Origin of the sequence: Nitrosophilus kaiyonis, assembly GCF_027943725.1 — a bacterium.
Classification (GTDB): Bacteria; Campylobacterota; Campylobacteria; order Campylobacterales; family Nitratiruptoraceae; genus Nitrosophilus_A; species Nitrosophilus_A kaiyonis.
In genome coordinates this window covers 327539-353313 of the sequence record NZ_AP025696.1, presented here as the reverse complement: position 1 = coordinate 353313, position 25775 = coordinate 327539, and the positions used below count along the sequence as shown (strand labels likewise).

The window sequence follows — 25775 nt, the reverse complement described above, 5'->3', positions numbered from 1 at the left end:
GGTTTTCCCCACTCAATTTTATATAGTATATTCTTTTAAATCTTTCAACATCACTACAAAATCATTTTAAATTCAATTTATTCTACATTTTTTACTTCTTAACAATCTCTTTATATTATATTTGGTAAAATCTTTTTTAATTATTTTTTCAAAAATTACAAATACATAACTTATAAAAGGATTTTCATGTTAAGAAAAGTTGTATTGTCTATTGGATTGGCTGCACTATTAATGGCGGCAGAAATTGTTGTACTACCAAATGGAAAAACAGCTCTTATAAAGCCTGATGGAACTTGGGAAGATGTAACTTTGGCTAAAATGGGTGGAAAAACTATTGCTCTTAAAAAAGATGGCACTTGGGTAGAGGTAACTGGACAGTTAAAAACTCTAAAACCTGCTGTTCAAAGTGAGCAAATTGGAGTTGAGGGTGGAAACACAGAATTTGTAAAACCTCAAAAAAGTGCTCTTCCAGAGTTTGCAAAAGCATTAATAGGGCATTGGTCAACAGATGATGGAAGTTTACAGTATATTTTCAAAGATAACTTTAAAATGACACTTATCAAAGATGGTGAAAAAGAGGATATGGATTTTACTGTTGCTGGATATGATGAAGAAAAGAGAATTATAAGAATAGGTCTTGGGAAAAGATTTAAAATAGGTCCTGCTTCATTTGGAGGAAAGATAATAAAACTAAGATTAAGTGAAGATGGAACAAAACTATATGATTTGACAAACTCCATAGAAGAGATGAAAGAGATAAAACTTAAAAAAATCAGTCAAGCAAAAAATTTGCAATTTCAAGAAGTTGAAAAAAAACCAGAATCAGAAAAAAAAGAGGAAGGTTTTTTTGATAGATGGAAAAACAAAGTTAAAAGCTGGGTGGAATAGATATAATTGAGTATGGTGAGTTAGGTGAGCGAGAAAATGAGAAAGTGGAATAGGGGCATAGTGGAATAGGTGAATAAGGTGAGTTAGAGCTAAGAGCTAAGATTTAAGAGTTAAGATTTGAATTGGTATGATTTAGTGATATGTAATAACTTAGCACTTAGCAATAATTCTGAATTACCTTTCACGATTCACGAATTACGATTTACGAAAAAGTTGCCAATGTCCAATGTCTAATGACAAAAAGGGAAAGCTTGAGGAAAATAATACTAAAAAAGCTTTTATACATCATCTTAATGCTTTTTATTATCTCCATTATCTCTTTTATTGCTATACATCTAGCTCCAAATAGCTTTTTTAGTGCAGGTGAGTTAAATCCAAATATTACTAAAGAGTCTTTAGAACATCTTAAAAAAATTTATGGTCTTGATAAGCCTTTGTGGGAGCAATATATCTCTTGGATATGGGCTATGCTTCATTTTGATTTTGGTATATCTTTTGCAAGTGGAAAAAGCGTAACAAAAGAGATAATGGATAGAATTGGCATAACTTTAGGTATAAATCTAACTTCCATGGTTATCGTATTTTTATTATCTATTTATGTTGGCATAAAAGCTGCAATAAATCAAGATAGATTTTTTGATAGAACAATTAAGCAGTTTTCTCTTATAAGCTTTTCAATGCCATCATTTTATCTTGCTTTGCTTTTGATTATAGTTTTTGCTGTTAATTTAAAGCTTTTTCCAATTGGAGGATTATATTCTATAGAGCCAAAAGAGGGGATGTTTAGATTTTTTGATCTGGTTTGGCATCTTGTTTTGCCTTTGAGTGTGATAATATTTGTTAGTTTTGGATCTTTTGCAATGTATATAAGATCATTAACTTTAGAGATATTAAAGAGTGATTATATCTTTTTTGCTAAGGCAAGAGGCGCAGATGAAAAAACTATAATAAAAAAGTTTATTTTACCAAATCTATCTCCACCACTTATCACAATCCTTGGATTATCACTTCCTGGACTCATAGGTGGCAGTGTAATACTTGAATCAATATTTTCTATAAATGGAATGGGGCTTCTATTTTATCAAGCTGCACTTTCAAGAGACTATCCAGTTATCATGGGAATATTGATAATAACTGCTTTTTTAACACTTCTTGGAAATGTTATTGCTGATTTAATTTTATTAAAACTCAATCCTTTTTTTAAACGTGGCTAATGCACTCAACAAAAGAGCAAATTTTTAAAACTCTAAAAAGCTAAAAATCGTAAATACAAGTACCCAAACGGGTTAAGTGCAATTTTTTTAACGCTTTTTTACGTTAAAATTTGCAATTGCTTCGCTCTATTAAATCAGTGCAGAATATAAAATCAATTTGACAATTATAAAATATTAGTATATACTAAAATATATACATTTGTATGATAAGGATTTAAAAATGGAAAAAATGATCGAAGCTAAAGTATTTAAAAGTGGAAATTCTCAAGCTATTAGGATTCCTAAAGAGTTTAGAGTAGATAGTGATATAGTTATAATTGAAAAAGAGGATGATAAACTTATCATTACACCAATAAAGAAAAATCCAAGAGAGGGTTGGGAAGAAAAATTTTCCAAATCTCAAGAGTTATTGATAGATGATGCTTTAGATATTCAAGAGTGGCAAGATTTATGAGATATAAGCAGTATGAAGTTATTTTAGTAAATTTAGATCCCACAATTGGAGCTGAAATTAAAAAAACACGGCCTTGTGTTATTATTTCTCCAGATGAGATGAATTTTAGTAATGTTATAGTTGCTCCTATGACTTCAAAATATAAAGATTACCCTACAAGAGTAAAAATAGATGAAAATAGTTATATAGTATTAGATCAAATTAGAACTATTTCTATTAAAAGAATTATAAAAAAATTGGATATAAAACTATCACCTGAAGATATAAAAGAGATAAAAAAAATTATTAAAATAATGTTAGTTGATTAAATTCTTATATGATAACTAATAATTTATTACTTGCAATTTAAGTTTAATTTAAATATAATATCATAACTTCTTAAAGCTCCAAATCGATTTTAAATCAATAAGAAAAATTTATAATTAAGGAAAGAGATGGAAAAGATATTAGATATTATAGACTCTATTGCGCATGAAAAAAATTTAGATGTTGAAGATGTAACAAATGCGATAAAAACTGCAATTATAAGAACTGCAAAAAGAGTACTTGGGGAAGAGCTTGATTTTGATGTTGAGATTGATAAATCTACAAAAAAAGCAAATGTTTTTCAAAAAGTTACTGTAGTAGCAGATGATGATGAGAGGGCAAAAGAGGAAAGCGAAAAATATATTACATTAACTGAAGCAAAAGAGATAGACCCAGATGTAGAAATCGGTGATGAGCTTAGATATCCTATCGATTTTGAAGGACTTGGAAGGACTGCAGCTTTGCATTTACAAAGAGAGATAGAGTATCATATCCAAAGGCTTGTAGAACAAAAGCTTTTTCAAAAATATAAAAATAGAGTAGGAAAAATTATAAGTGGAACAGTTACAAGAGTGGATAGTGAAGAAAATACCTATGTTGAAATAGATGAAGTTAGAGCCATCCTTCCTATGAGATATAGAATCAAAGGAGAATCTTTTAAAACAGGTGATGTTGTAAAAGCGATTCTTAGAAAAGTTGTTATTGATAAAGTACATGGAATATATCTTGAATTATCAAGAACAACTCCAAAATTTTTAGAAGAGCTTTTAAGACTTGAAGTTCCAGAGATTAAAGATGGGCTTGTAATAGTTGAAAAAGTAGCTAGGATTCCTGGTGAGAGGGCAAAAGTTGCTCTAACTTCAACATCTCCGCAAATTGATCCAGTTGGAGCTTGTGTTGGTGTTAAGGGAGTTAGAATAAATGCAGTGAGCAAAGAGTTAAATGGCGAAAGTATAGATTGTATTGAGTATTCTCCTGTTCCAGAGATTTTTGTTGCTAGAAGTCTTAGTCCAGCTATTATAACAAGCGTTAAAATTGAAGAAAACAGAGCAATAGTAACTCTTCCTATAGATCAAAAATCTAAAGCGATAGGTAAAAGCGGTATAAATATTAGACTTGCTTCAATGATTACAGGATATGAGATAGAGCTTGTTGAAAAAGCTGGAGTTGCTGGAGTTACAACCGAAGAAGCAATTAGTGAAGAAGAAAAACCAAAAATTACTTTGGAAGATCTTTTTAAGAAGTAGTAGAATAGAGATATAGTGGGATAGGTGGTAAGGAGATAAGGGGATAAGGCGGTAAGTGAGCGAGGGCAAAGCGAAGCTTTAAGACAACAACTGCTTGTTGTCTGTGCCCGAGCGAAAGCTGTGAGTATATGCGAAGCCGAAATTCAAGGAATTTTGTGTCTGAGCATACGAACAGATGGTTTACCTTAAAGAAAATCAAATGAGCGAAGCGAATGATGATTTTCGGTTAAATTTGAGCTTGAAGGAAAACCAATTCCTTATTACTAATATCCAATGTCAAATGTCTAATGACAAAATATATTTGATATAATACGAAAAATTAATTAAAGGGTAGGTATGGAATTAAAACTTGCAAGAAATGAACTTAAAATTAAGCCAAAACCTATATCTTTGGAAAAAATAGAAGAGGAAGTTGAAAAAGATGGTGATAAAATATTCTATTTTGATAGAGAAAATGCTCATAAAGATCTTGTTGAGCTTGTAGAGCATTTTGAAAATAAAGGATATAGTGTTTATTTAAGAGAAGTAAAATATGGTCTCGATGACAATGACTATCTATATGAGGTACATATATTAAAATAAAGTTGAGTAGTTGAGCGGTTGAGTAGAGAAGTTAGAAGGAGTGAAGCGGGGAAGGGATAAGTGATAAGGGATAATACCTCCATACTCCTTACTCCCCACTCTATATCACTCAACTATTTTAACCATTTTAACTACTTAACTAAAGATAAAGGATGATATATTGACAAAAAAGCTCTATATTGAGACTCTTGGTTGTGCAATGAATGTTAGAGATAGTGAGCATATCATTGCAGAACTTACAAACAAAGAGAATTTCAATCTTACTGATAACATAAAAGAGGCTGATTTGATCCTTATTAATACCTGTTCAGTTAGAGAAAAGCCTGTACATAAGCTATTTAGTGAGATTGGATACTTCAATAAAATAAAAAAAGATGGAGCAAAGATTGGCGTTTGCGGATGTACAGCAAGTCATCTTGGTGAAGAGATAATAAAAAAGGCTCCATATGTTAGCTTTGTTTTAGGTGCAAGAAATGTATCAAAAATAACTGAAGTTATCCATAAAGAAAAAGCTGTTGAAGTTGATATTGATTATGATGAGAGTACTTATGCATTTAGTGATTTTAGAAGCTCACCATATAAAGCTTTTATCAATATATCTATAGGATGTGATAAAAAGTGTACCTTTTGTATAGTTCCAAATACAAGGGGTGAAGAGATATCAATTCCTCCTGAACTTATTTTGCAAGAGGTTGAAAAAGCTGCTAAAAGTGGAGCAAAAGAGATATTTTTACTTGGTCAAAATGTAAATAATTATGGAAGAAGATTTTCTGGATATGATAAAAAGATAAATTTTACTGAGCTTCTTAGACTTGTTAGTGAAGTTGATGGTGTTGAGAGGATAAGATTTACATCTCCACATCCTTTGCATATGGATGATGAGTTTTTAGAGGAGTTTGCAAAAAATCCAAAAATTTGTAAATCAATGCATATGCCTTTGCAAAGCGGCAGTACAAAAGTTTTAAGAGATATGAAAAGAGGCTATACAAAAGAGTGGTTTTTAGATAGAGCTATGAAATTAAGAGAGATGGTACCTGATGTTCATATATCAACAGATATTATTGTGGGATTTCCAGGTGAGAGTGAAGAAGATTTTGAAGATACAATTGATGTTGTAAAAAAAGTAAAATTTGAGCAGATTTTTAGTTTCAAATACTCACCTCGTCCTTTAACACCTGCAAAAGATTATGAAAATCAAGTACCTGATGAAGTTGCAAGCAAGAGACTAAGTAGGCTTCAAAATTTACATTTTGAAATATTAGATGAGATAAGTAAAAATGAACTTGGAAAAGTTTATAAGGTATATTTTGAAGAGCTAAAACCTGGTGGATATGTTGCAGGAAGAAGCGATAATAACTGGATTGTAAAAGTAAAGGGAAGTGAAGAGTTTCTTGGAAAATTTGTAGATGTGAAAATCACAAAAACAGGAAGATTAGCGTTAGAAGGAGAGGTTATTGGTTAATAGTTATTGGTATATTGGTTATTTTCCAATATACTAATATACCAATACACCAATATACTAAAGCATGAAAAAAGAGACAAAAAGAAAAATTTTATCATTTATTCTACCTCCAATTGGTGCTTTTTTGATAAGAGCTATCTATTTGACATGCAAAAAAGAATATAAACTTCCAAAAAATATTCCAAATGAGCCTTTTATTGTTGCTTTTTGGCATGGGAATCTTTTAATGCAGCCCTATTTATATAAAAAAATTAGAAAAAATCACAAAATTGCAGTAATGATAAGTGAGCATTTTGATGGAGAGATAATTGCAAAGACTATTAAAAGTTTTGGTTTTGAATCTATTAGAGGCTCAACTAAAAAAGGTGCAGCAAAAGTTTTGCTTCAAGCAATTAGAAAATTAAAAGATGGTTATGATATAGCAATAACTCCAGATGGACCAAGAGGGCCTATTTTTAGTATAGCTGATGGTATTGTAGCAATTTCTCAAAAACAAGATGTATATATTATCCCATTTTATTATAAAGCGTCAAAATTTTGGCAATTAAAAAGTTGGGATAGATTTATCATACCAAAGCCCTTCTCTAAACTTACATTTATAGCTAAAGAGCCTTTTAAAGTAACAGATATGGATAAAGAGAGTGCAAAGAATTTTATAAAGACACAAATGATACAATATTAGTATCTTTTTTAAAAGGTTCTAAGTGGCAGAATATGATGATATAAAAAAAAGTTGCGAACTTGCAAATGATTATAAACAGATTGCAATTTGTAATGAAAAAGAGATTAAATTAGACCAAAATTACTTCTATATTGATATATCATCAAAATTTAAAATAGCTTTTTTAAAAAAAGATTTAGAAAAATTTACAAAATATTATCTTGTTTCTCCTTTTCTTATTTTATACCATTTTTATCTAAAAGAAAAAAATGATAAAGCTCTTTATATTTTTAATCAAAAAGATTTTATAACTTTTACAATTTTTAAAGAGAACTCTTTAATTTTTGGAAAACATATTAAAAAAGATGAAAATTTTGCTTTTGATCAGTTTGTAATTGATAGTATTAAAGAGTTTTATGAAAATGAGTGCTGCTATTTTATAGAAGATATTAAGATTTATGATGCTGATTTTATTGATGAGAATATTTTAGAAAAATTATATGAAAATATTCTTTTAGAGATAGATCATGAAAAAATAGAGATCGATAAACTTTTAGATGAGATTTGTAAAAATGAAAAGTATTTAGGTTGGTTTTATAAAAAAGAGAAAAAGAAAAAAGAGTTTATATTTCCTAAATGGCTTACTATTGCAGCAGCTGTAATATTTTCCATTATGATTTTGGCTGATATTTATATAAGATTTCAAAATAGTGTTTTAGAAGAGAAAATGATAAATCTTCAAAATGAAAAAATTGATTTACAAGATAAAATTGAAGAGTTAAGAAGTGAAACAAAAGAGTTAAAAGAGATAATTCCCTTTGCACAAGAGATTAAAAGTAAAAACACTCTAATTGTTTCGAATATAAAAAATATTTTTGATTTAGTACCAGATGAAATAGTTTTAACTAAAGCAGAGTTTACAAAAAATTCTTTAATATTAATGGGATTTACTCCAAAAAAGAGATATTTTGAAGAGTTTATAAATAAAGCTTTAAAAAATTTTTATCAAAAAAGAGAGGTTAAATATAAAAAGATAGAAAATGGATATATTTTTATTTCAAAAAAATCAAGAGTTAATTAGGCATAAAAAATGAGTTCAAAACAAAAAATAAAATTTTTATCTATAATCATTGCAATTCTGTTTCTTTTTTATTTTATAGGTACTTTTTTGATAATTCCAGATATTAAAAAAAATACACAAAATCAAGAAAATATTGAAAATTTAAAACAAGAGATTAAAAATTTGCAAAATATAAAAGAAAATCTTGATGACATTTATGCTTCTATGAGAGGCTATAATAAATATCTAAGGTATATGCATGAAAATCTTGACAAAATAGACCTTGAAAATCTTTTTTCTTTATATGCAAAAAGTGTTGTTATTGAAAAGCTTTATACAAAAAGCAAAGAAGATTTAATAGAAAAATCATATATAGTTGATATGAAAATTGATACACCTAAAAAATTGTATGATCTCATAAAATATATAAATGAAAACTCTATGCCAATAAAATTTGAATATCCAATTATTTTTGAAAAAAATGATCATTTAATAGATCTAAAATTTACAGCTGTTGTATATTTTCTTGAATAGTTTTTAGATCAATTTTTTCTTTATAGATATATCCTCTTATATTTGGAGGGATTTTTAAAACTCTACATTTTTCTCTAAACTCTTTTTCCATTTTTGTTTTTATAAAAGGAGAGATAAATATAAATTTATCATTTAAAGAGATAGAAAATTTCGAGCCAATAACTATATTTTTTTGTTTTAATATCTCATCTTTTTGATTTTTTGAGAGAATATATCCAAGTTTTTTTAATATTTTATCAATAATTCTAATATTTTTAATATCACTATTTTGATTTTTTGCAATAAAAAGATTATCAATTTTTACAAATTTAAGATCTTTAACTAAAATCTCTTTATCTTGATGAAGATATAAAAAACTTTTTTTTATCCCCTCTTTATATTTTTTTATGAGTTTATCTGAAAACTCTTTTCTAAAATAGTTTCTTGTAATGTTTATATCTTCATTTGAAACATCTATAAAATATTTTATTTTTTTATTATCAAGATAATTCTTTAACTCCTCTTTTGATATATAAAGTAAAGGGCGGATAAGGCTATAATTTTCAAATCTTACAATTTTTTCCATTCCAAGTATTTCCACAAGTCCAGCACCTTTTGTAAGTTGCATCAATAACCACTCAAGCTGATCATTTAACTGATGAGCAGTTAAAAGATTTTCATATGAGTATTTATCTATTATCTCTTTGAAAAATTGATATCTTATATCTCTTGCTTTTTTTTCAATAGAAGGAGGAGTTATTGGAGCTGTTTTTATGAATATTTTTTTATTAAATTTTTCTGCTAAATCTTTTGCATATTCAACTTCAAGTTTTGACTCTTTTCTTAATTGATAATCTACTATTGCTATATCAAATTCAATACCTTTTTCCTGCAGTAGAAAAAAAAGAGCAGTAGAGTCAACTCCTGCCGAAAATGCTAAAAGATTTTTTCTATTTTTTAAAATATTTATGATATCTTTTTCTAAAAACTCTTTATCCATTAGCGATAATTTTACCTATTAATTTATTATCAACAATATCATTTATTAAAACTTTATATCTATTTCCAACTTTTAAATCTTTTATTTCGCTCTCATTAATTAAAATTTCTCCATCAACTTCTGGGGCCCAATTAGTTTTTCTTGCACTTAATAAAAGCTCACTTTCCCCACTTGTTCCTTCTAAAATCACTTCAATTTCTCTATTTAAATCTTTTTTTAAACTTTTTTCAACCTTTTTATCAATAATTTCTTGGATGATAGAGAGTCTTTCTTCAATTATATCTTTTGGTATTTTCTCTTTCATTTCATATGCTTTTGTTCCCTCTTCATCTGAATATGCAAATACATTTATCCTATCAAAATCAAACTCTTCTAAAAATTTACAAAGTTCATTAAAATCTTCATCTGTTTCTCCTGGATGACCAACTATTATAGATGTTCTTAAAAATGAATTTTCAACTTTTCTCATTTTTTCAAGAAGATCTAGCGTTCTTTTTTTACCAGCGCCTCTTTTCATAATTTTTAACATTTTATCACTGATATGCTGTATAGGCATCTCAAAATAGTTATATACTGTTTTTGAGTTAGCTATTTTTTCTATAAGTTCTGGTGTAGTTGTTGATGGATAAAGATATAATATCCTTGCATTTATATCTTCAATCTCTTCAACTTTTTCAACAAGTTTAATAAGACCATTTTGGATTTTAAAATCTCTCAAATATGAGCTGCTATCTTGTGAAACAAATGTAAAATCGTTAAAACCTTTCTCTTTTAATCTTTTTATCTCATTATAGATTTGAACAATTTCTCTTGATTGCAGTTTTCCTTTGAAAGATGGTATAGCACAAAAACTACATGTTTGATTGCATCCTTCACTTAATTTTATATATGCATGAAAATTTGAACCTGTAATAATTCTTTCTTCATCTTTTATAAGATATGGTTTTTGGCTGAAACTATTTTTTTTCTCTTTTATTAATTTATCTATTTTGCTATAGTCTCCAACTCCTGTGAAAATATCAACCTCTTTTAACTCTTTTTGAAGCTCCTCTTTGTATCTTTCACTTAAACATCCTGCCATTACTAAAATAGAGTCTTTTTTTCTTTGATTATGAAGTTCAAAAATTGTTTGCAGGCTTTCTTCTTTTGCAGCATTTATAAATCCGCATGTATTTACTATAATAACATCAGAATCTTTTACATTTGAGCAAACTTCATAATCTTTAAGTTTTGCAAGCATTACTTCTGTATCAACAAGATTTTTAGTGCATCCAAGTGAGACAACAAATAGCTTTTTTTTCATAAATTATTAACCTTTGATAAAAATTTTTTATAATTTTATCATAAACTTAAGATTTTTTAAGAAAGAGGGCAAAAGCCCTAAGAAGTCTAATCAATAGCCACTACGCAGTTTTTGCCCATTTTTTTAGCATCATATAAAGCTTTATCTACTCTATCAAAAATAGATTCTAAAGTATCTGTTTTTTTGGCTTGTGTAACTCCAAAGCTTGCAGTAACTTTTAAATTACTATGATCAAAAGTTCTATTTTCTATAGCTCTTCTTAATCTTTGAGCAATGTGTTCGGCTTCTTCAAGTTCAGATCCTGGCAAAATCACTGCAAACTCTTCTCCACCAATTCTTGAAGGAATAGCATTTGCTCTTAAAAAAGTTTTTAAAATAGTAGCTATTTCTTGTAAAACTGTATCTCCAACAGGGTGACCGTATGTATCGTTTATGAGTTTAAAATCATCAATATCTAATAACAACAAAGAAAATGGATAATCTTTTGTTTGAAGATCATTTAATAATTCAAGCAGAGCTCTTTCAAATCTTCTTCTATTAACAAGCCCAGTTAGAAAATCAATTTCAGCTTCTGTTTTTGCAATTTTTAGCTCTTCTTGAAGTAAAATTACATCATTATGATATCTTTTTAGCTCTTGAGTCAATGATCTGTTTTCCTCTTTTAAATCATTTAATTCTTGAATAATTTTATTAACAGATTCCATAATTTTTTCATGATCAATTTCAGATGAATTTTCTATAATAGATTCTGTATGAGATTCTATATTATCATTATGTTTATCAATACTGTTTATAATTTCAAGAAGCTTTTTATCGATAGCCTCTGCAATTTTATTAAGTTTTTTTACAAAGCCTTTAGGAGCTACAGCCTCTTTTTCTTCTCTTTTTTCTTTTACTTCATCATACGGCTCATCATAAATCTCTTTAAATAGACCAAGAATCTCTAAATCATTTAGCTCTTGTTTTGATTCTACGATATAGCAAAACACATAAAACCATCTTTCATAATTATTTGGAGTTATTAAAATATTATTTCGTATCATAAAATTCATCTCTTGTCTAACAATATTCATTATAGTTTTTACATCTTCTTTTGTAAATTTTTCTCCACTTTTTAATTTTTGGGTTATTGTACAGCTCTTTTTTTCCATTGCTGTTCCTTTATTTTTTAAAAATATTTATTCACATAAAAACGAATTCTATCACAAATCCATTAATATTATTATCGGATAAAATTTAAAAATTATTAATCTGTAAAAAAATCAAATTTTTGATAAATATTTATATATGGATTTTTATATAAAACTTATATGAAGTGGTCTAAAATATATGTGTAGGAATAATAGGTAAAAAATATTAAACTTAAATCTTTTTAAAATTCTTTGGAGTTTTGTTTTTTCTGGGGTTTTGAGAGTGGTGGCCAGGGGCGGAATCGAACCGCCGACACAGGGATTTTCAGTCCCTTGCTCTACCGACTGAGCTACCTGGCCTTGAATGTGGATTGAAATTATATGAAAAAAAATATTAAATTTGACTTAATACAAATTTTTTAAATTTTTCTCCTCTTTCTTTATAAGAACTAAATTGGTCTAAACTTGCACAAGCTGGAGAAAGCAGTGCAACTTCATCTTTTTTTAAAAGATTTTTTATTTTTTTAACAGCATTTTCAAGGAAAATAGTATTTTCACACTCAATTTTATATTTTTTTGAGAGATTTTCAATATTTTTACCTTCTTTTCCTATAGCATATATTCTAATATTTAAATCTTTTAAAATTTTAAAAAGAGGCTTTAAATCAGCCCCCTTTGCATCTCCTCCTAAAATGAGATATATTTTTTTATTTTTATATCTTTGCAGTGCCCATATTGTAGCATCAATATTTGTTGCTTTACTATCATCTACCCAAAGCCTATTTTGCAAATCATAAAACTCTTCAAGTTTATGAGGAGCCATTTTGAAGCTATTAATTTTTTCAAAATTCTCTTCATCAAATAATATCTTTGATACTGAAAGTGAAAGTAAAGCATCAAGTAAAAAAGGCTCTTTAAATTCTATTTTTTTTATATCAAAATTAAAAAAGTTTGCAATATCCTCTGAATTTTCATATATGATTTTATATCCATAACTGCTTATATCTTTAAACTCTTTAGGTATGATACAAACTTCTCCCTCATTTAGCATTTTTATAGGTTTTGTTTTCGCATCTTTGTATTCACTATAGCTTCCATGCCAAGAGATATGGTCTTCACTAACAGGAAGAAGAATATAAAGATTGGGTTTTGCATATTTTGTATAATGAATGGTAAACGAGCTTGTTTCAAGTATCCATATTTTTGCATCTCTATCCAACATAGCTAAAGGGGTTCCAATATTTCCACCACTCATTGCATTTTTATCTTTTAAAATATGTTCAATCATTTGGGTTGTAGTAGTTTTTCCATTTGTTCCACTAATCCATATAGTAAAAGGTTTTTTATCAAAAAGATTTAAAGGATCATATAAAAAAAGGTCATATTCACTGATAAGATTTTTTGCTTTTTTAATTGCAAAATGACTTGGTGGAATACCTGGACTTGGAATTTCTAATGAAGATGAGTTTGGATCAAAACAATTAAAAGGTTTATGAAGTATGCCATTTTCATCTACAAACTCTTTTTCAATATTATCATAAATTACTGTTTTGATATTTTTCTCTTTTAAGAAAATAGCAATAGATTTTGTTGTTTTTCCATATCCAAATAAAGAGACCATATCTTACCTGATTTTCAAAGTTATAAGTGCTATTATATTTGAAATTAGAGCAATTATCCAAAATCTAACAATTATTTTGCTCTCTTTCCAGTTTTTTTGCTCAAAATGGTGATGTATTGGTGCCATCAAAAATACTCTTTTTTTTCTTAACTTATAACTTCCAACTTGAAGTATTACTGACATTGCTTCCAAAACAAAAACAAAGCCTATTATTATAAGAAGTATTTCACTTTTTGAAATAATTGCCATATATGCCAAAAAAGCGCCAATTGATAAGCTACCGCTATCTCCCATAAAAACCTCTGCTGGATGGCAGTTATACCATAAAAATCCTATTAATGCTCCAGCAAGTGCAGCAGCAATTATTGTTACCTCTCCAACGCCAGTAACTTTTGGTAGTAATAGATAGCTACTTAGAACTGCATGTCCTGTAATATAAACTAATATTCCTAAACTTGCAAGAGCAAAAATAGAAGGAACTGTTGCTAGTCCATCAAGTCCATCAGTTAAATTTACAGCATTTGAAGTTGCAACTATTACAAGTGTCCAAAAAAGAATTGAAAAGATTTTCATATCAAAGAGTGGATATTTATAAAATGGAATATAAAATGATGTTGGCAGTGAAGATAAAAAATATAATAATCCAGAAATAAAAATAGCTGAAATTGTCTGTAATATTATTTTTGTTTTTGGAGATAGACCAGATTGATTCTCTTTTTTAACAATTTTTGAAATATCATCTTTTATTCCAATAAAAGCAAATAGCATTAAAGTTAAAATTGCTCCTATTACATAAATATTATTAAGCTTAACTGTTAAGATTGAAGCAATGATTGTAGTAAAAAGAAAAACAAGCCCACCCATTGTAGGTGTATTTGCTTTAGTTTTATGACTGCTTGGAGCAAGAGAATATATAGGTTGGCTTGCATTTTTTTCTTGAGCCCATTTTATAAATTTTGGCATTAAAATGAGTGTTAAAATAAATGCTATAAAAAAAGCAAATCCAGCCCTTACTGTTATATATTGAAAAAGATTTATATCAAGATGTCTATAAAACCAATATAACATAACGCTCCATTTTAAATTTGTTAATTAGACATTGGACACTTTGTTTCGTGATTCGTAATTCATGAATCGTAATTTGGATTTTGGAATTAGAAATTTATTTATTACTTGAAACTTCAAACTTGAAACTTGAAGTTTTTGACATTGGCTACTTCACAGCTTCTCTGCTTCTCCGCTTATAATCTATTCTACCTGCTATGCTCCTATTCCACTAATCCACTATCACTAAATCTTACCAATGACTAATGACCAATTGTCACCTAATCTTTAATAAAGTGAAATATTACTAAAATTTCACTGATAAATTTATAAGTATAAATTTTATATATTTGAAGGTTATTTATATGAATTCTAAAAATGTGAATAAGACAGTTTTAGTTATTACTGATGGTATAGGATATAACCCAAGCAAAGAGTATAATGCTTTTGAAAATGCAAAAAAAGAGGCATATAAGTATCTATTTGAAAATGTTCCATACTCTTTGATAAAAACTTATGGAATGAGTGTTGGGCTTCCAGAAGGCCAGATGGGGAATAGTGAAGTAGGCCATATGACAATTGGCAGTGGGAGGATTTTATATCAAGATTTAGTTAGGATATCTCTTGCATTAGAAGATGGCTCTTTTGAGAAAGATGAAACTTTTCAAAATCTTTTAAAAAAATCTAAAAGATTGCATATTGTAGGTCTTTTAAGCGATGGTGGAGTTCATTCTCATATCGATCATTTTATCGCGATAGCAAATATTGCATCAAAATATAAAGAGGTTATTTTACATCCAATAACTGATGGAAGAGATGTGGATCCTAAAAGTGCATTAAAATATGTAAAACAGTTAAAAGATAATGTAAAAAATGCACAAATAGCATCAGTTAGTGGCAGATTTTATACAATGGATAGAGATAAAAGATGGGATAGAGTAGAAAAAGGATATCGTGCAATTGTTGAGGCAAAGCCAAAAACTAAACTATCAATTGAGGATTATATAAAAGAGCAGTATGATAAAAATACAACTGATGAGTTTATAGAACCAGTTGCTTTTGATTGGTATAATGGTATGGAAGATAATGATGGAGTTTTATTTATAAATTTTAGAAGTGATAGAATGAGAGAGATTGTTAGGGCTTTAGGTGATGAAGATTTTAATGAGTTTGAAAGAAAAAAATTAAATTTAAATATCACAACAATAGTTGAATATGATGAAACTTTTCCTTATCCAGTGATTTTTAAGAAAACTGTTCCAAAAAATACATTGGCTGAGGTTATAAGCAGAGCTGGATTTGATCAATTTCATACAGCCGAAACTGAAAAATATGCACATGTGACATTTTTCTTCAATGGTGGTATTGAAGAGCCATATATTAATGAGACAAGGGTTTTGATTCCAAGTCCAAATGTAAAAACATATGATGAAAAACCACAAATGTCTGCTCCAGAAGTAGGTAAATCAGTATTAAAAGCAATGGATGAAGGATATGAATTTATAGTAGTAAATTTTGCAAATGGGGATATGGTTGGACATACTGGAAATTATGAAGCAGCAATTAAAGCAGTTGAAGCCGTTGATAAAGAGCTTATGAAAATTATAAAAAAAGCAAAAGATAAAGAGTATAATTTAGTAATAACAAGTGACCATGGTAATTGTGAGAAAATGAGAGATGAAAATGGAAATATTCTTACAAATCATACTGTTGGTGATGTTTGGTGCTTTGTAATGGCAGATGGAGTGGAAGAGGTAAAACCTGGAGGATTAAGTAACATCGCTCCAACTGTTTTAAAGTTAATGGGACTAGAAATTCCAAAAGAGATGGATAAACCATTAATTTAAGGAGTGAAGTAGAGAAGCTGTGAAGTGGGGAAGGTGTGAAGTAGGGAAGCGGGATAGCGGAGAAGAGGCCACTTCCTAATTACCAATTACCAATGACTAATTACTAATGACTAATGTTCAATAAACCAAATTAGGAGTAAACATGAAATTTAGTGGAAAAAATGTTTTAGTTACTGGCGCAAGTAGGGGAATAGGGGCTGAAATAGCCAAAGTTTTGGCTGGATATGGACTTAAAGTTTGGATAAATTATAGATCAAATGCAGAAGCTGCAGACAAAATAAAAGAAGAGATAGAAGCAAATGGGGGAGAAGCTGCAGTAATAGGATTTGATGTAAGTGATGAAAAAGCTTTTGTTGAAGGTATAAAGACGATAATTGATAGTGATGGTGAACTTAGTTATCTTGTGAATAATGCAGGTATTACAAAAGATAAACTTGCAATAAGAATGAGTGTAGAAGATTTTGAAGATGTTATAAAAGCTAACTTAACATCTGCTTTTATAGGATGTAGAGAAGCTTTAAAAGCTATGAGTAAAAAAAGATTTGGATGTGTTGTTAATATCTCTTCAATAGTTGGTGAAACCGGAAATGCTGGACAGGTAAATTATAGTGCAAGCAAAGGTGGTATGATAACTATGACAAAATCTTTTGCACTTGAGGGAGCTGCAAGAGGTATTAGATTTAACTGCATTACACCTGGATTTATTGCAACAGACATGACAAAAGAGTTAAAAGAGGATATTAAAAAAGCATATATTGAAAAAATACCTCTTAGAAGATTTGGTGATCCAAAAGAGGTGGCTGAAGCAGTTGCATTTTTATTAAGCGATCATTCAAGCTATATAACAGGAGAGATCATCAAAGTAAACGGCGGAATGTATATGTGAGCGAGGGTAAAGCGAAGCTTTAGGACAACAACTGCTTGGCAACTGGTGTAAGCTATGCAATCTCTTTGCTTTGCATAAACACTTTGCCGTGCGAAGCTACAAACGACAAGCAGTTGGCGTTTGCTTAACGCTTCTCCTGTACCTGAGCGAAAGCTTTGAGTATAAAAATTAACCGCAAATTTTGTTTTAACAAACTAAAATTTGCTCTAAGGTAAACTAAGTTTTTGTATGCTCGCCACTATATTGTAAGCAATATAGGGCTTGCATAAACAAAAACTTCTCACAAAGGTACGGAGTTAAAGCAGTTTAACTCCTATTGCTTACGCAATACCTTTGTTCGCTTGAAGAAAATCAAGCGAGCGAAGAAAGTGAAGATTTTTGGTTAGATTTAGATAAGTAAGGTGTTAAATAGATAAGCGGGGAAGCAGAGAAACTGTGAAGTAGCTAATATCAAAAACTTCAAGTTTGAAGTTTCAAGTAATAAATAAATTTCTAATTCCAAAATCCAGATTACGATTCACGAATTACGGATTACGAAACAAAGTGTCCAATGTCTAATGTCCACTTAATCCATTTTTTGTTAAAATTAGTCGATTTAAAAATTTCAAAGGAGTTAAAATGGCACTTTTTGATGAAGTAAAAGAGGTTGTAGTTGAGCAGTTAAATGCTAATCCAGATGAAGTTAAAGAGGATTCAAAATTTGTAGAAGATTTAGGTGCAGATAGTCTTGATGTAGTTGAACTTGTTATGGCTCTTGAAGAGAAATTTGGTATTGAAATTCCTGATGAAGATGCAGAAAAAATCCAAACTGTAGGTGATGCAGTTAAATATATAGAAGAACATAAATCTTAAAAAAAGCAGGCTTTTTGCCTGCTTAGATGAGTAGTTAAGTGGTTAAGTAGTTAATTTGTTAAATGGCTGTTGCTTTAAAGGTAAAATTAATTCAACTACTCAACAACTTAACTACTTAACTATTTAACTAAAAGGAATAATAGTGAGAAGAGTTGTAATAACTGGTATTGGTATGATTAACTCTTTAGGACATGATAAAGAGAGTTCTTTTGAAGCTATTGTAAATGGTGAATGTGGTATTGATACAATAACATCATTTGATGCTTCAAATCAAAGTGTGAAAATTGCAGCTGAGATTAAAGATTTTGATCCAAAGACTATTATGGATCCAAAAGATGTAAAAAAAGCTGATAGATTTATCCATCTTGGTATAAAAGCAGCAAAAGAAGCAATGGAAGACTCTGGTATTGATGAAAATATACCAAGAGAAAAGTTTGGAATAAGCTCAGCTTCTGGGATAGGTGGACTTATCAATATCGAAAAAAATTCAGTTATCTGTGAAACTAGAGGCCCAAGAAGAATCAGCCCATTTTTTATTCCATCAGCATTAGTAAATATGCTTGGTGGTTTTGTCTCAATTGAACATAAATTAAAAGGACCAAATCTATCAAGTGTTACTGCCTGTGCAGCTGGAACTCATGCAATAACTGAGGCATTTAAAACAATTGTTTTAGGCGGTGCTGATAGAATGCTTGTAGTGGGGGCAGAAGCTGCGATTTGTCCAATTGGTATAGGTGGCTTTGCAGCAATGAAAGCACTTTCAACAAGAAATGATGATCCAAAACATGCCTCTCGTCCTTTTGATGCTGATAGAAATGGATTTGTGATGGGAGAGGGATCAGGTGCACTTGTATTAGAAGAGTATGAAGCTGCTAAAAAAAGAGGAGCTAAAATTTATGCTGAAATTATAGGTTTTGGTGAGAGTGGCGATGCAAGTCATATCACAACACCAGCACCAGAGGGCGAAGGTGCATATAGAGCAATGAAAGCAGCTTTTGAGATGGCTGGATGTCCTAAAATTGATTATATAAATGCTCATGGTACAAGTACAAAATATAATGATATGTATGAAACCATGGCAATAAAAAGACTTTTTGGCTCAAAAGAGGCTTGTCCACCAGTTAGCTCAACAAAAGGTCAAATTGCTCACTGTCTTGGAGCTGCAGGAGCATTAGAAGCAGTAATAAGCTTAATGGCAATGGAAAAAGGAGTTATTCCTCCAACAATTAATTATGAAACACCTGATCCAGATTGTGATCTTGATTATGTTCCTAATGTTGCAAGAGAAGCAGATTTAAATATTGTTATGAGTAACTCTTTTGGGTTTGGTGGAACTAACGGGGTTGTTATTTTTAAAAAAATTTAAGGATTGATTTTGGCAACCTATTTAGATTTTGAACAAAAAATTAAACAAATAGAAGAGCAAATTGACTCTGCAAAAGCACGGGGCGATGATGCTGCTGTTGAGATATTGAAAAAAGATTTGGAAAAAGAGGTTGCAAAAACATATAAAAATCTTTCTGATTATCAAAAACTTCAGCTTGCAAGACATCCAGATCGTCCTTATGCTCTTGATTATGTCAGACTTTTGATGGAAGATCCTATAGAGATACATGGAGATAGAAGTTATAGAGATGACCCCGCAATAATTTGCTATCTTGGATATATTGACGGACAAAGAACAATGCTCATAGGAGAGCAAAAGGGTAGAGGAACCAAAAATAAAATAAAAAGAAATTTTGGTATGCCTCATCCAGAAGGTTATAGAAAAGCTTTAAGAGTTGCAAAACTTGCAGAAAAATTTGGTATACCTATTTTAATGCTTATTGATACTCCGGGGGCTTATCCAGGAGTTGGAGCAGAAGAGAGAGGACAAAGCGAAGCAATTGCAAGAAATCTTTTAGAATTAAGCAGACTTGATACAATTACAGTATCTATTGTGATTGGTGAAGGCGGAAGTGGTGGAGCTTTAGCTATAGGTGTGGCTGATAAACTAGCTATGATGAGATATTCTGTTTTTAGTGTAATTTCGCCTGAGGGATGTGCAGCAATTCTATGGAATGATCCAAGCAAAGTTGAGCAAGCTACAAAAGCTTTAAAAATAACTTCACAAGATTTAAAAGATTTAAATTTAATTGATGATATTGTAGATGAGCCATTAATTGGAGCTCATAGAGATAAAGAGGGAGCTGCTAAAGCCTTAAAAGAGTATTATCTAAATGCCATAGAAGAACTTTCTAAAATATCTTCAAAAGAAAGAATAAGTGCGAGATATGAAAAACTTATAAGCAAAGGAGCCTTTAAAGAATAGACTCCTCGCTTATTCCGTTTTCTTGTAAAAAATGTTTTAGTTTTACAATTTCATCTTTGCTATTTATTTCATGACCATGAACTATTAAAACAAGTTCTTGCCCACTATTCGATTTGATTTTCATATGATTTTTTTTAGTATTTTCTATCTTAAATCCTTTATGTTCTAAAAGATTTTCTATATTTTTCCATTCAATGTTTGTAGGAATAGGATGAGAAAAAATCTGTTTTAATGTTTTTTTGATTTTATGCTCCCCCATTATTTTAATCCTTTTTCTTTCATATATTTATTTAAAATATAGTATGCTTCATCTTTTAATTTTAATTTTTCAAGCTTTATTTTTTCCAATTCTAAATCATCCATATGTTCACGGCCCTCTTCAACTTCAGTAACCAATTTATCAAGCTCATCATGTTTTGTTATGATTGCATCAAAATGGTTGTCTTTATTTCTAAGTTCATCTACAATCTCTTTTGGAAACTCTTCTAACATTTTTTTCTCCTTTAATTTGTTTGTGAGTGCTCAGTAAATGGTAATAAGTAATCAGAGATAGGTGATAATTTAAAATATAATTATTTATTATTTTCACTCATCACTGCTTACTAATTATTACTTATGTTCTATATTCTGCATTTATTTTAACATATTCATAGCCTAAATCACAGCCATAAGCTTTAAAATATCCAGTGCCAATACCTAAATCACACTTTATTGTAAACTCATCTTTTTTCATAATTTTATGAGCTTTTTCTTCAACCTCTTTAGTAAATAGTATTTCACCTTTATTATAAACCAAAACATCTTCAAAACTAATTTTTAAACTATTTTCATTGCATTCAATTCCACTTGCACCTATAGTTGAAGCTATTCTTCCCCAATTTGGATCTTCTCCAAAAATAGCTGTTTTTACAAGTAAAGAGTTAGATAAAGCTTTTGCTGCAATTTTTGCTTCATCATCATTTTTTGCACCACTTATTTCAAATCCTACAAGTTTTTTTGCGCCTTCTCCATCTTTTACAATTTCAAGAGCTAAATGGTGCATAATTTTATTTAAAGCAAAGTCAAAAGCCTCTTTATTATAAACTTTACTTTTTTTATTTGATAATAAAAACACAGAATCATTAGTTGATCTATCTCCATCTACACTTATAGCATTAAAAGTTTTATCAACATTTTTCAGTAGGAGTTCTCTCATATCATCTTTTGGAATATCAGCATCTGTTACTATAAAACAAAGCATAGTTGCCATCGCAGGATTTATCATGCCTGCACCTTTAGCAACTCCTGCAATTTTAAAACTTTTATTCTCTTTCAATACAACTTCAAAAGCGATCTCTTTTTCATAAGTATCAGTAGTCATTATAGATTTAGCAAAATTGTTTGATTCTTTTTTTGATAGATCAAAATTTTCAATTGCATTTTTTATCTTTTCTTTTGGAATAAAAACTCCTATTACTCCAGTTGAACTCATTATAGGATTTTTTATTTGAGGAAATTTTTCCTTGGCAAATTCCAAAATCTCTTCTATATCTTCAATTCCCATTTTTCCAGTCATTGCATTTGCATTTTTGGAATTTGCAAGAATGAAGTTTGTTTTTTGAATATTATGCTTTTTAAAATGTTTTATTGGGGCTGCTTGAAATCTATTTTTTGTAAAAATTGCCTCTACATCACATAATTTGTCTGAATATATAAATCCAACATCTAAACCTTGCTTCTTTAAACCTGCATTTACACCTGAGGCATAAAATCCATCTACTGATGTTATTCCATTTTTTATAGAAAAGATTTCAAACATTTATATCCTTATTTAATTTAAGGAGGAGAAGAGGAAAAAAAGAAAAACCGCTTTATATAAGCGATTTTTTCTTCATAGTTCTAAGAGTTGATGCTGCCACTTTTATCTTTTTTCTAGTACCATCTGGTAAAGTTATTCTTACTGTTCTTAGATTTGGTAAAAATCTTCTTTTCGTTTTATTGTTAGCGTGACTTACATTGTGTCCGCTCATAGGACCTTTTCCAGTAATTGAACATTTTCTAGACATTTTTTTACCCTCTCATAGGAATTTAGCTTTGAATTTTACCTATTTTAAACTTAAAAACAGATGAATTTAAACTTTATTTCAGTTTTAATATTTTTGATATAATTATACTCTATTTGTCTTAAAAAGGAAGAAAATGCTTGTAGCACCTAGTATTTTAAGTGCCGATTTTGGTAAATTAGCAGATGAAGTAAAAGAGATTTGTGAAAATGGAGCTGATTTAGTTCATGTTGATGTAATGGATGGCCATTTTGTACCAAATATGACAATTGGACCAGTAGTTGTTGAGGCTGTGGCAAAAGCTGCTACAAAACCTCTTGATATCCATTTAATGGTAGAAAATAATAGCTTTTTTGTTGATCTTTTTGCTAAATTTAATCCTGAATATATATCTTTTCATATAGAGAGTGAAAATCATCCACATAGATTAATTCAAAAAATAAGAGATTATGGGATTAAACCAGCAATAGTTTTAAATCCTGGAACTACACCAAAATTGATAGAGTATTTGATTGAATATGTTGATATGATTTTGCTTATGAGTGTAAATCCCGGATTTGGAGGTCAAAAATTTATTCCAATTTATGAAAAAATTGCTGAAGTTAAAGAGATGGTTAATTTATATAATCCTGACTGCTTGATAGAGGTCGATGGTGGGGTTAATGATAAAAATATAAGAGATTTAAAAACTGCTGGAGTTGATATTGCAGTTGCAGGAAGTTATATTTTTAAACAAAAAGATAGAAAAGCATCTATAGATAGTTTAAAGGTATAGATTGAGAGTAAAAATTTGTGGAATAACCAATCTTGAAGATGCACTAATTGCAATAGATGCTGGGGCAGATGCTTTAGGATTTGTATTTTATGAAAAATCGCCAAGATTTATATCGCCTCAAAAAGCAAAAGAGATAATAAAAGAGCTACCTCCATTTATAGAAAGAGTAGGTTTATTTGTAAATGAAACTAAAAAAAATATAGAGGATATTTATAAATATACAAATATTTCACTTGCACAACTACATTTTGATATAGATAAAGATTTTTTAGAGAGTTTTGAAATAAAAGTTTTACCTGTAGTAAGAGCTAAGAAAAAAGAGGATATTTTAAAATTTAAAAATTATTATAGACTTGTTGATGCATATGTTGAAGAATTTGGAGGAAGTGGAAAAAGAGTAGCACTTGATTGGTTTAAAGATGTTGATTGCTCTAAAGTAATATTGGCTGGTGGATTAAGCCCTAAAAATATAGAAGAGGTAAAAAAATATGGGTTTTATGGGGTAGATGTAAGTAGTGGAGTAGAAGCTTACAAAGGTAAAAAAGATCCAAATAAAGTAAAAGAGTTTATAAAAAAGGCAAAATCGATTGAATAATTTGGAAAAGATTGTTAAAAAATTAAAAAAACAAAATTTAAAAAAAGATGATTTTAAAAATATTTTACTTGCAATTTATGGAATGTTTGGAGATTCAGAGCTTTTATATCAAACATTAAAAGCAAGAGGTTTTCCTATTGAAGAAGAAGACAACAAAGTTTTTTTAAAAACAGCAAAAACTTTATATAAAAATCAAGAATTTGTCATTGTAGATATTGAAACAAGTGGAAGTAAACCTCATAACTCACAAATAATCGAAATAGGCGCCATAAAATATAAAAATGGGAAAATATTAGATAGATTTGAAAGTTTTGTGCATGCAAAGGAGCTTCCAGAATATATAACAAAATTAACTGGTATAACAGTTGAGGATTTAATTTATGCACCAACACAAAAAGAGGTTTTAGCAAAATTTAAAGAGTTTTTAGGTGATAGTGTATTTGTAGCACATAATGTAAAATTTGATTATAACTTTATTTCTGATAAATTAAATGAGCTTGGATTTGAAAAACTTGCAAATAGAAAGCTTTGTACTATTGATTTGGCAAGAAGAACAATAGTAAGTGAAAAGTATGGGCTTGGTTTTTTAAATGAATCATTAGGAATAAATAGTTTAATTCATCATAGAGCTTATGCAGATGCTCTAACAGCTTTAAGAGTTTTAGAAATCTCTTTTTCAAATATTCCAAAATATGTAAAAACTACAGAAGATTTAATTGAATTTAGCAAAAGAGGCAAAAAAGTTACAAATGAAAAGAAAAATATAGCTGAAAAAAGTAGTTAAGTTTTATTTATCAATTGATTGATAATTTTTGCTCCAATCAGATCGCCCCATACATTAATACTTGTTCTAAACATATCTAAAAATCTATCAACTGTTATTATTAATGCTATATATTCAGCTGAAAGACCAACACTATCAAGTATCATCGTCATCATAATAAGTCCAGCACCTGGAATTCCAGCAGCACCAATTGAAGCAAAAGTAGCCATTATAAAGATAGTAATCTGTTGAGTTAAACTAAGTTCAACCCCACTAATATTTGCTATAAACATAACTGCAATTGACTCATAAAGAGCTGTTCCATCCATATTTATAGTTGCTCCAAGAGGCAAAACAAATCCAGCTACTTTTTTATCAATTTTTGCTTTTAACTCTGCTATCTCTATAGAGACAGGAAGAGTAGCAGAACTTGAAGCAGTAGAAAATGCAACCATAAGAGCCTCTTTTACTTGAGAAAAATATGTAAATGGATTGATTTTTCCAAAAAAATATAAAATTATTCCCAGTGTAAAAAAAGCGTGTGTAAAGAGGGCTAAAATAACTGTTAAAAAGTAGCTATAAAGTTCCATTATTGGTTCAATTCCATTTTTAGCAACAGTAAAAGCAATAAGAAAAAATACACCAATTGGAGTTAGGTTTATTATCCATTTTGCTAAAATCATAAAAGAGTCATTTATTGAATCAAAGAAGTTATATAAAAACTCTTTTTTATTTTTTTCTATAAACATTGCACTTATTGCAAAAATGATAGCAAAAAAGATTATTGGTAAAATTTTTCCATTTGATAAAGAGTTAAATATATTTGTTGGAATAAAAGAGAGTAAAAAATCACTAATTGAGACCTCTTTTGGGGTAATTGTATGGGTTAAATCTTTTGTTAACTCATAATTTGAGCCAGGATTTATTATATTAACTACTAAAAGCCCTAAAATAACAGCTAGTGCGGTTGTTGATATATAATATAAAAAAGCTTTTATTCCAATAGATTTTAATTCATTTTTGTTTTTTAATCCAACAATTGCTATAAAAATTGAGGCAAAAACTAAAGGAATGATGAGCATTTTAAGTAAAGAGATATAGATATCTCCTATTACTTTAAGATTTAATGCTAAATCTTTAAAAAAATATCCAAAAAATAAGCCTAATATAATTGCTATGAAAGTTATATTTTCAAGTTTTAAAAGTTTTTTTTTCATTT

Annotated in this window: 28 protein-coding genes and 1 tRNA gene; 18 read left to right on the top strand and 11 right to left on the bottom strand. The window is 29.1% G+C overall.

Annotated features, from left to right (window positions below):
- Nucleotides 1–186: 186 nt before the first annotated feature.
- From QML81_RS01800 to QML81_RS01755, 10 genes are all read left to right on the top strand, one after another.
- Nucleotides 187–888, top strand: a complete 702-nt coding sequence (locus tag QML81_RS01800; protein ID WP_281951481.1) for a hypothetical protein — start codon at nucleotides 187–189, stop codon at nucleotides 886–888.
- A 251-nt stretch (nucleotides 889–1139) separates the two neighbouring features.
- On the top strand, nucleotides 1140–2102 hold the full coding sequence (locus tag QML81_RS01795; RefSeq protein ID WP_281951480.1) for an ABC transporter permease: 963 nt from the start codon (nucleotides 1140–1142) through the stop codon (nucleotides 2100–2102).
- Between the two features lie 220 nt (nucleotides 2103–2322).
- Nucleotides 2323–2556 (top strand): antitoxin, encoded by a 234-nt coding sequence (locus QML81_RS01790; RefSeq protein ID WP_281951479.1) that lies wholly within the window; start codon nucleotides 2323–2325, stop codon nucleotides 2554–2556.
- Entirely contained in the window at nucleotides 2553–2864 is a 312-nt protein-coding gene (locus QML81_RS01785; RefSeq protein WP_281951478.1) for a type II toxin-antitoxin system PemK/MazF family toxin, read from the top strand. Before QML81_RS01790 ends, QML81_RS01785 begins: the two co-directional genes overlap by 4 nt.
- Before the next feature lie 126 nt (nucleotides 2865–2990).
- On the top strand, nucleotides 2991–4109 hold the full coding sequence (nusA, locus tag QML81_RS01780; protein WP_281951477.1) for a transcription termination factor NusA: 1119 nt from the start codon (nucleotides 2991–2993) through the stop codon (nucleotides 4107–4109).
- Nucleotides 4110–4445: 336 nt separating this feature from the next.
- Nucleotides 4446–4691, top strand: coding sequence for an HP0268 family nuclease (locus QML81_RS01775; protein WP_281951476.1), 246 nt, complete (start codon nucleotides 4446–4448; stop codon nucleotides 4689–4691).
- A 157-nt stretch (nucleotides 4692–4848) separates the two neighbouring features.
- A complete protein-coding gene (gene miaB / locus QML81_RS01770; RefSeq protein WP_345741150.1) occupies nucleotides 4849–6153 on the top strand; it encodes a tRNA (N6-isopentenyl adenosine(37)-C2)-methylthiotransferase MiaB in 1305 nt (434 codons plus the stop codon).
- A gap of 64 nt (nucleotides 6154–6217) precedes the next feature.
- The gene (locus tag QML81_RS01765; protein ID WP_281951474.1) at nucleotides 6218–6835 is read left to right on the top strand and encodes a lysophospholipid acyltransferase family protein; all 618 of its coding nucleotides are present in this window, start codon (nucleotides 6218–6220) and stop codon (nucleotides 6833–6835) included.
- A gap of 22 nt (nucleotides 6836–6857) precedes the next feature.
- Nucleotides 6858–7895, top strand: coding sequence for a hypothetical protein (locus tag QML81_RS01760; protein ID WP_281951473.1), 1038 nt, complete (start codon nucleotides 6858–6860; stop codon nucleotides 7893–7895).
- A 9-nt stretch (nucleotides 7896–7904) separates the two neighbouring features.
- Nucleotides 7905–8408: a hypothetical protein gene (locus tag QML81_RS01755; RefSeq protein WP_281951472.1), complete on the top strand. Its 504-nt coding sequence runs from the start codon at nucleotides 7905–7907 to the stop codon at nucleotides 8406–8408.
- On the opposite strand, the gene tilS is transcribed toward QML81_RS01755, so the two are convergent.
- The 6 genes from tilS to mraY form a co-directional block, all read right to left on the bottom strand.
- Entirely contained in the window at nucleotides 8380–9387 is a 1008-nt protein-coding gene (gene tilS / locus QML81_RS01750; protein ID WP_281951471.1) for a tRNA lysidine(34) synthetase TilS, read from the bottom strand. The genes QML81_RS01755 and tilS overlap by 29 nt on opposite strands.
- Nucleotides 9380–10690 (bottom strand): 30S ribosomal protein S12 methylthiotransferase RimO, encoded by a 1311-nt coding sequence (gene rimO / locus QML81_RS01745; RefSeq protein WP_281951470.1) that lies wholly within the window; start codon nucleotides 10688–10690, stop codon nucleotides 9380–9382. The genes tilS and rimO overlap by 8 nt, the downstream gene beginning before the upstream one ends.
- Nucleotides 10691–10776: 86 nt before the next feature.
- The gene (locus tag QML81_RS01740; RefSeq protein ID WP_281951469.1) at nucleotides 10777–11841 is read right to left on the bottom strand and encodes a GGDEF domain-containing protein; all 1065 of its coding nucleotides are present in this window, start codon (nucleotides 11839–11841) and stop codon (nucleotides 10777–10779) included.
- 263 nt (nucleotides 11842–12104) lie between these two features.
- Nucleotides 12105–12180, bottom strand: a tRNA-Phe gene (locus QML81_RS01735).
- A gap of 34 nt (nucleotides 12181–12214) precedes the next feature.
- Nucleotides 12215–13441 carry a UDP-N-acetylmuramoyl-L-alanine--D-glutamate ligase gene (gene murD / locus QML81_RS01730; RefSeq protein ID WP_281951468.1) on the bottom strand — a complete coding sequence of 409 codons (1227 nt, stop codon included), beginning with the start codon at nucleotides 13439–13441 and terminating at the stop codon, nucleotides 12215–12217.
- A gap of 3 nt (nucleotides 13442–13444) precedes the next feature.
- Nucleotides 13445–14509, bottom strand: a complete 1065-nt coding sequence (mraY, locus tag QML81_RS01725) for a phospho-N-acetylmuramoyl-pentapeptide-transferase (protein WP_281951467.1) — start codon at nucleotides 14507–14509, stop codon at nucleotides 13445–13447.
- Between the two features lie 341 nt (nucleotides 14510–14850).
- Between mraY and gpmI the strand changes: the two genes are divergently transcribed.
- The 5 genes from gpmI to accA all read left to right on the top strand — a co-directional run bounded on the left by gpmI (nucleotide 14851) and on the right by accA (nucleotide 20381).
- A complete protein-coding gene (gene gpmI, locus QML81_RS01720; protein ID WP_281951466.1) occupies nucleotides 14851–16332 on the top strand; it encodes a 2,3-bisphosphoglycerate-independent phosphoglycerate mutase in 1482 nt (493 codons plus the stop codon).
- 142 nt (nucleotides 16333–16474) lie between these two features.
- Nucleotides 16475–17218: a 3-oxoacyl-ACP reductase FabG gene (gene fabG / locus QML81_RS01715; RefSeq protein WP_281951465.1), complete on the top strand. Its 744-nt coding sequence runs from the start codon at nucleotides 16475–16477 to the stop codon at nucleotides 17216–17218.
- 618 nt (nucleotides 17219–17836) lie between these two features.
- Complete coding sequence (gene acpP / locus QML81_RS01710; RefSeq protein ID WP_187647305.1) at nucleotides 17837–18070, top strand: acyl carrier protein; 234 nt, start codon at nucleotides 17837–17839, stop codon at nucleotides 18068–18070.
- Nucleotides 18071–18212: 142 nt separating this feature from the next.
- Complete coding sequence (locus tag QML81_RS01705) at nucleotides 18213–19436, top strand: beta-ketoacyl-ACP synthase II (RefSeq protein WP_281951464.1); 1224 nt, start codon at nucleotides 18213–18215, stop codon at nucleotides 19434–19436.
- A gap of 9 nt (nucleotides 19437–19445) precedes the next feature.
- Nucleotides 19446–20381, top strand: a complete 936-nt coding sequence (gene accA, locus QML81_RS01700; protein WP_281951463.1) for an acetyl-CoA carboxylase carboxyl transferase subunit alpha — start codon at nucleotides 19446–19448, stop codon at nucleotides 20379–20381.
- Here accA and QML81_RS01695 read toward each other — a convergent pair.
- The 4 genes from QML81_RS01695 to rpmB form a co-directional block, all read right to left on the bottom strand.
- Nucleotides 20371–20640, bottom strand: a complete 270-nt coding sequence (locus QML81_RS01695; RefSeq protein ID WP_281951462.1) for a hypothetical protein — start codon at nucleotides 20638–20640, stop codon at nucleotides 20371–20373. The two genes, accA and QML81_RS01695, sit on opposite strands and share 11 nt — an antisense overlap.
- Nucleotides 20640–20873, bottom strand: coding sequence for a DUF465 domain-containing protein (locus QML81_RS01690; RefSeq protein WP_281951461.1), 234 nt, complete (start codon nucleotides 20871–20873; stop codon nucleotides 20640–20642). Before QML81_RS01690 ends, QML81_RS01695 begins: the two co-directional genes overlap by 1 nt.
- A 121-nt stretch (nucleotides 20874–20994) precedes the next feature.
- Nucleotides 20995–22179 carry a bifunctional glutamate N-acetyltransferase/amino-acid acetyltransferase ArgJ gene (gene argJ / locus QML81_RS01685; RefSeq protein WP_281951460.1) on the bottom strand — a complete coding sequence of 395 codons (1185 nt, stop codon included), beginning with the start codon at nucleotides 22177–22179 and terminating at the stop codon, nucleotides 20995–20997.
- Between the two features lie 52 nt (nucleotides 22180–22231).
- Entirely contained in the window at nucleotides 22232–22426 is a 195-nt protein-coding gene (gene rpmB / locus QML81_RS01680) for a 50S ribosomal protein L28 (RefSeq protein WP_281951459.1), read from the bottom strand.
- Between the two features lie 133 nt (nucleotides 22427–22559).
- Here rpmB and rpe point away from each other — a divergent pair, with 133 nt between their 5' ends.
- The 3 genes from rpe to QML81_RS01665 are packed head-to-tail and all read left to right on the top strand — an operon-like array spanning nucleotide 22560 to nucleotide 24577.
- Nucleotides 22560–23198, top strand: coding sequence for a ribulose-phosphate 3-epimerase (gene rpe, locus QML81_RS01675; protein ID WP_281951458.1), 639 nt, complete (start codon nucleotides 22560–22562; stop codon nucleotides 23196–23198).
- A 1-nt stretch (nucleotide 23199) separates the two neighbouring features.
- Nucleotides 23200–23793, top strand: a complete 594-nt coding sequence (locus QML81_RS01670) for a phosphoribosylanthranilate isomerase (RefSeq protein ID WP_281951457.1) — start codon at nucleotides 23200–23202, stop codon at nucleotides 23791–23793.
- A complete protein-coding gene (locus QML81_RS01665; RefSeq protein ID WP_281951456.1) occupies nucleotides 23786–24577 on the top strand; it encodes a 3'-5' exonuclease in 792 nt (263 codons plus the stop codon). The genes QML81_RS01670 and QML81_RS01665 overlap by 8 nt, the downstream gene beginning before the upstream one ends.
- On the opposite strand, the gene QML81_RS01660 is transcribed toward QML81_RS01665, so the two are convergent.
- A complete protein-coding gene (locus tag QML81_RS01660; RefSeq protein WP_281951455.1) occupies nucleotides 24574–25773 on the bottom strand; it encodes a dicarboxylate/amino acid:cation symporter in 1200 nt (399 codons plus the stop codon). The genes QML81_RS01665 and QML81_RS01660 overlap by 4 nt on opposite strands.
- Nucleotides 25774–25775 lie beyond the last annotated feature (2 nt).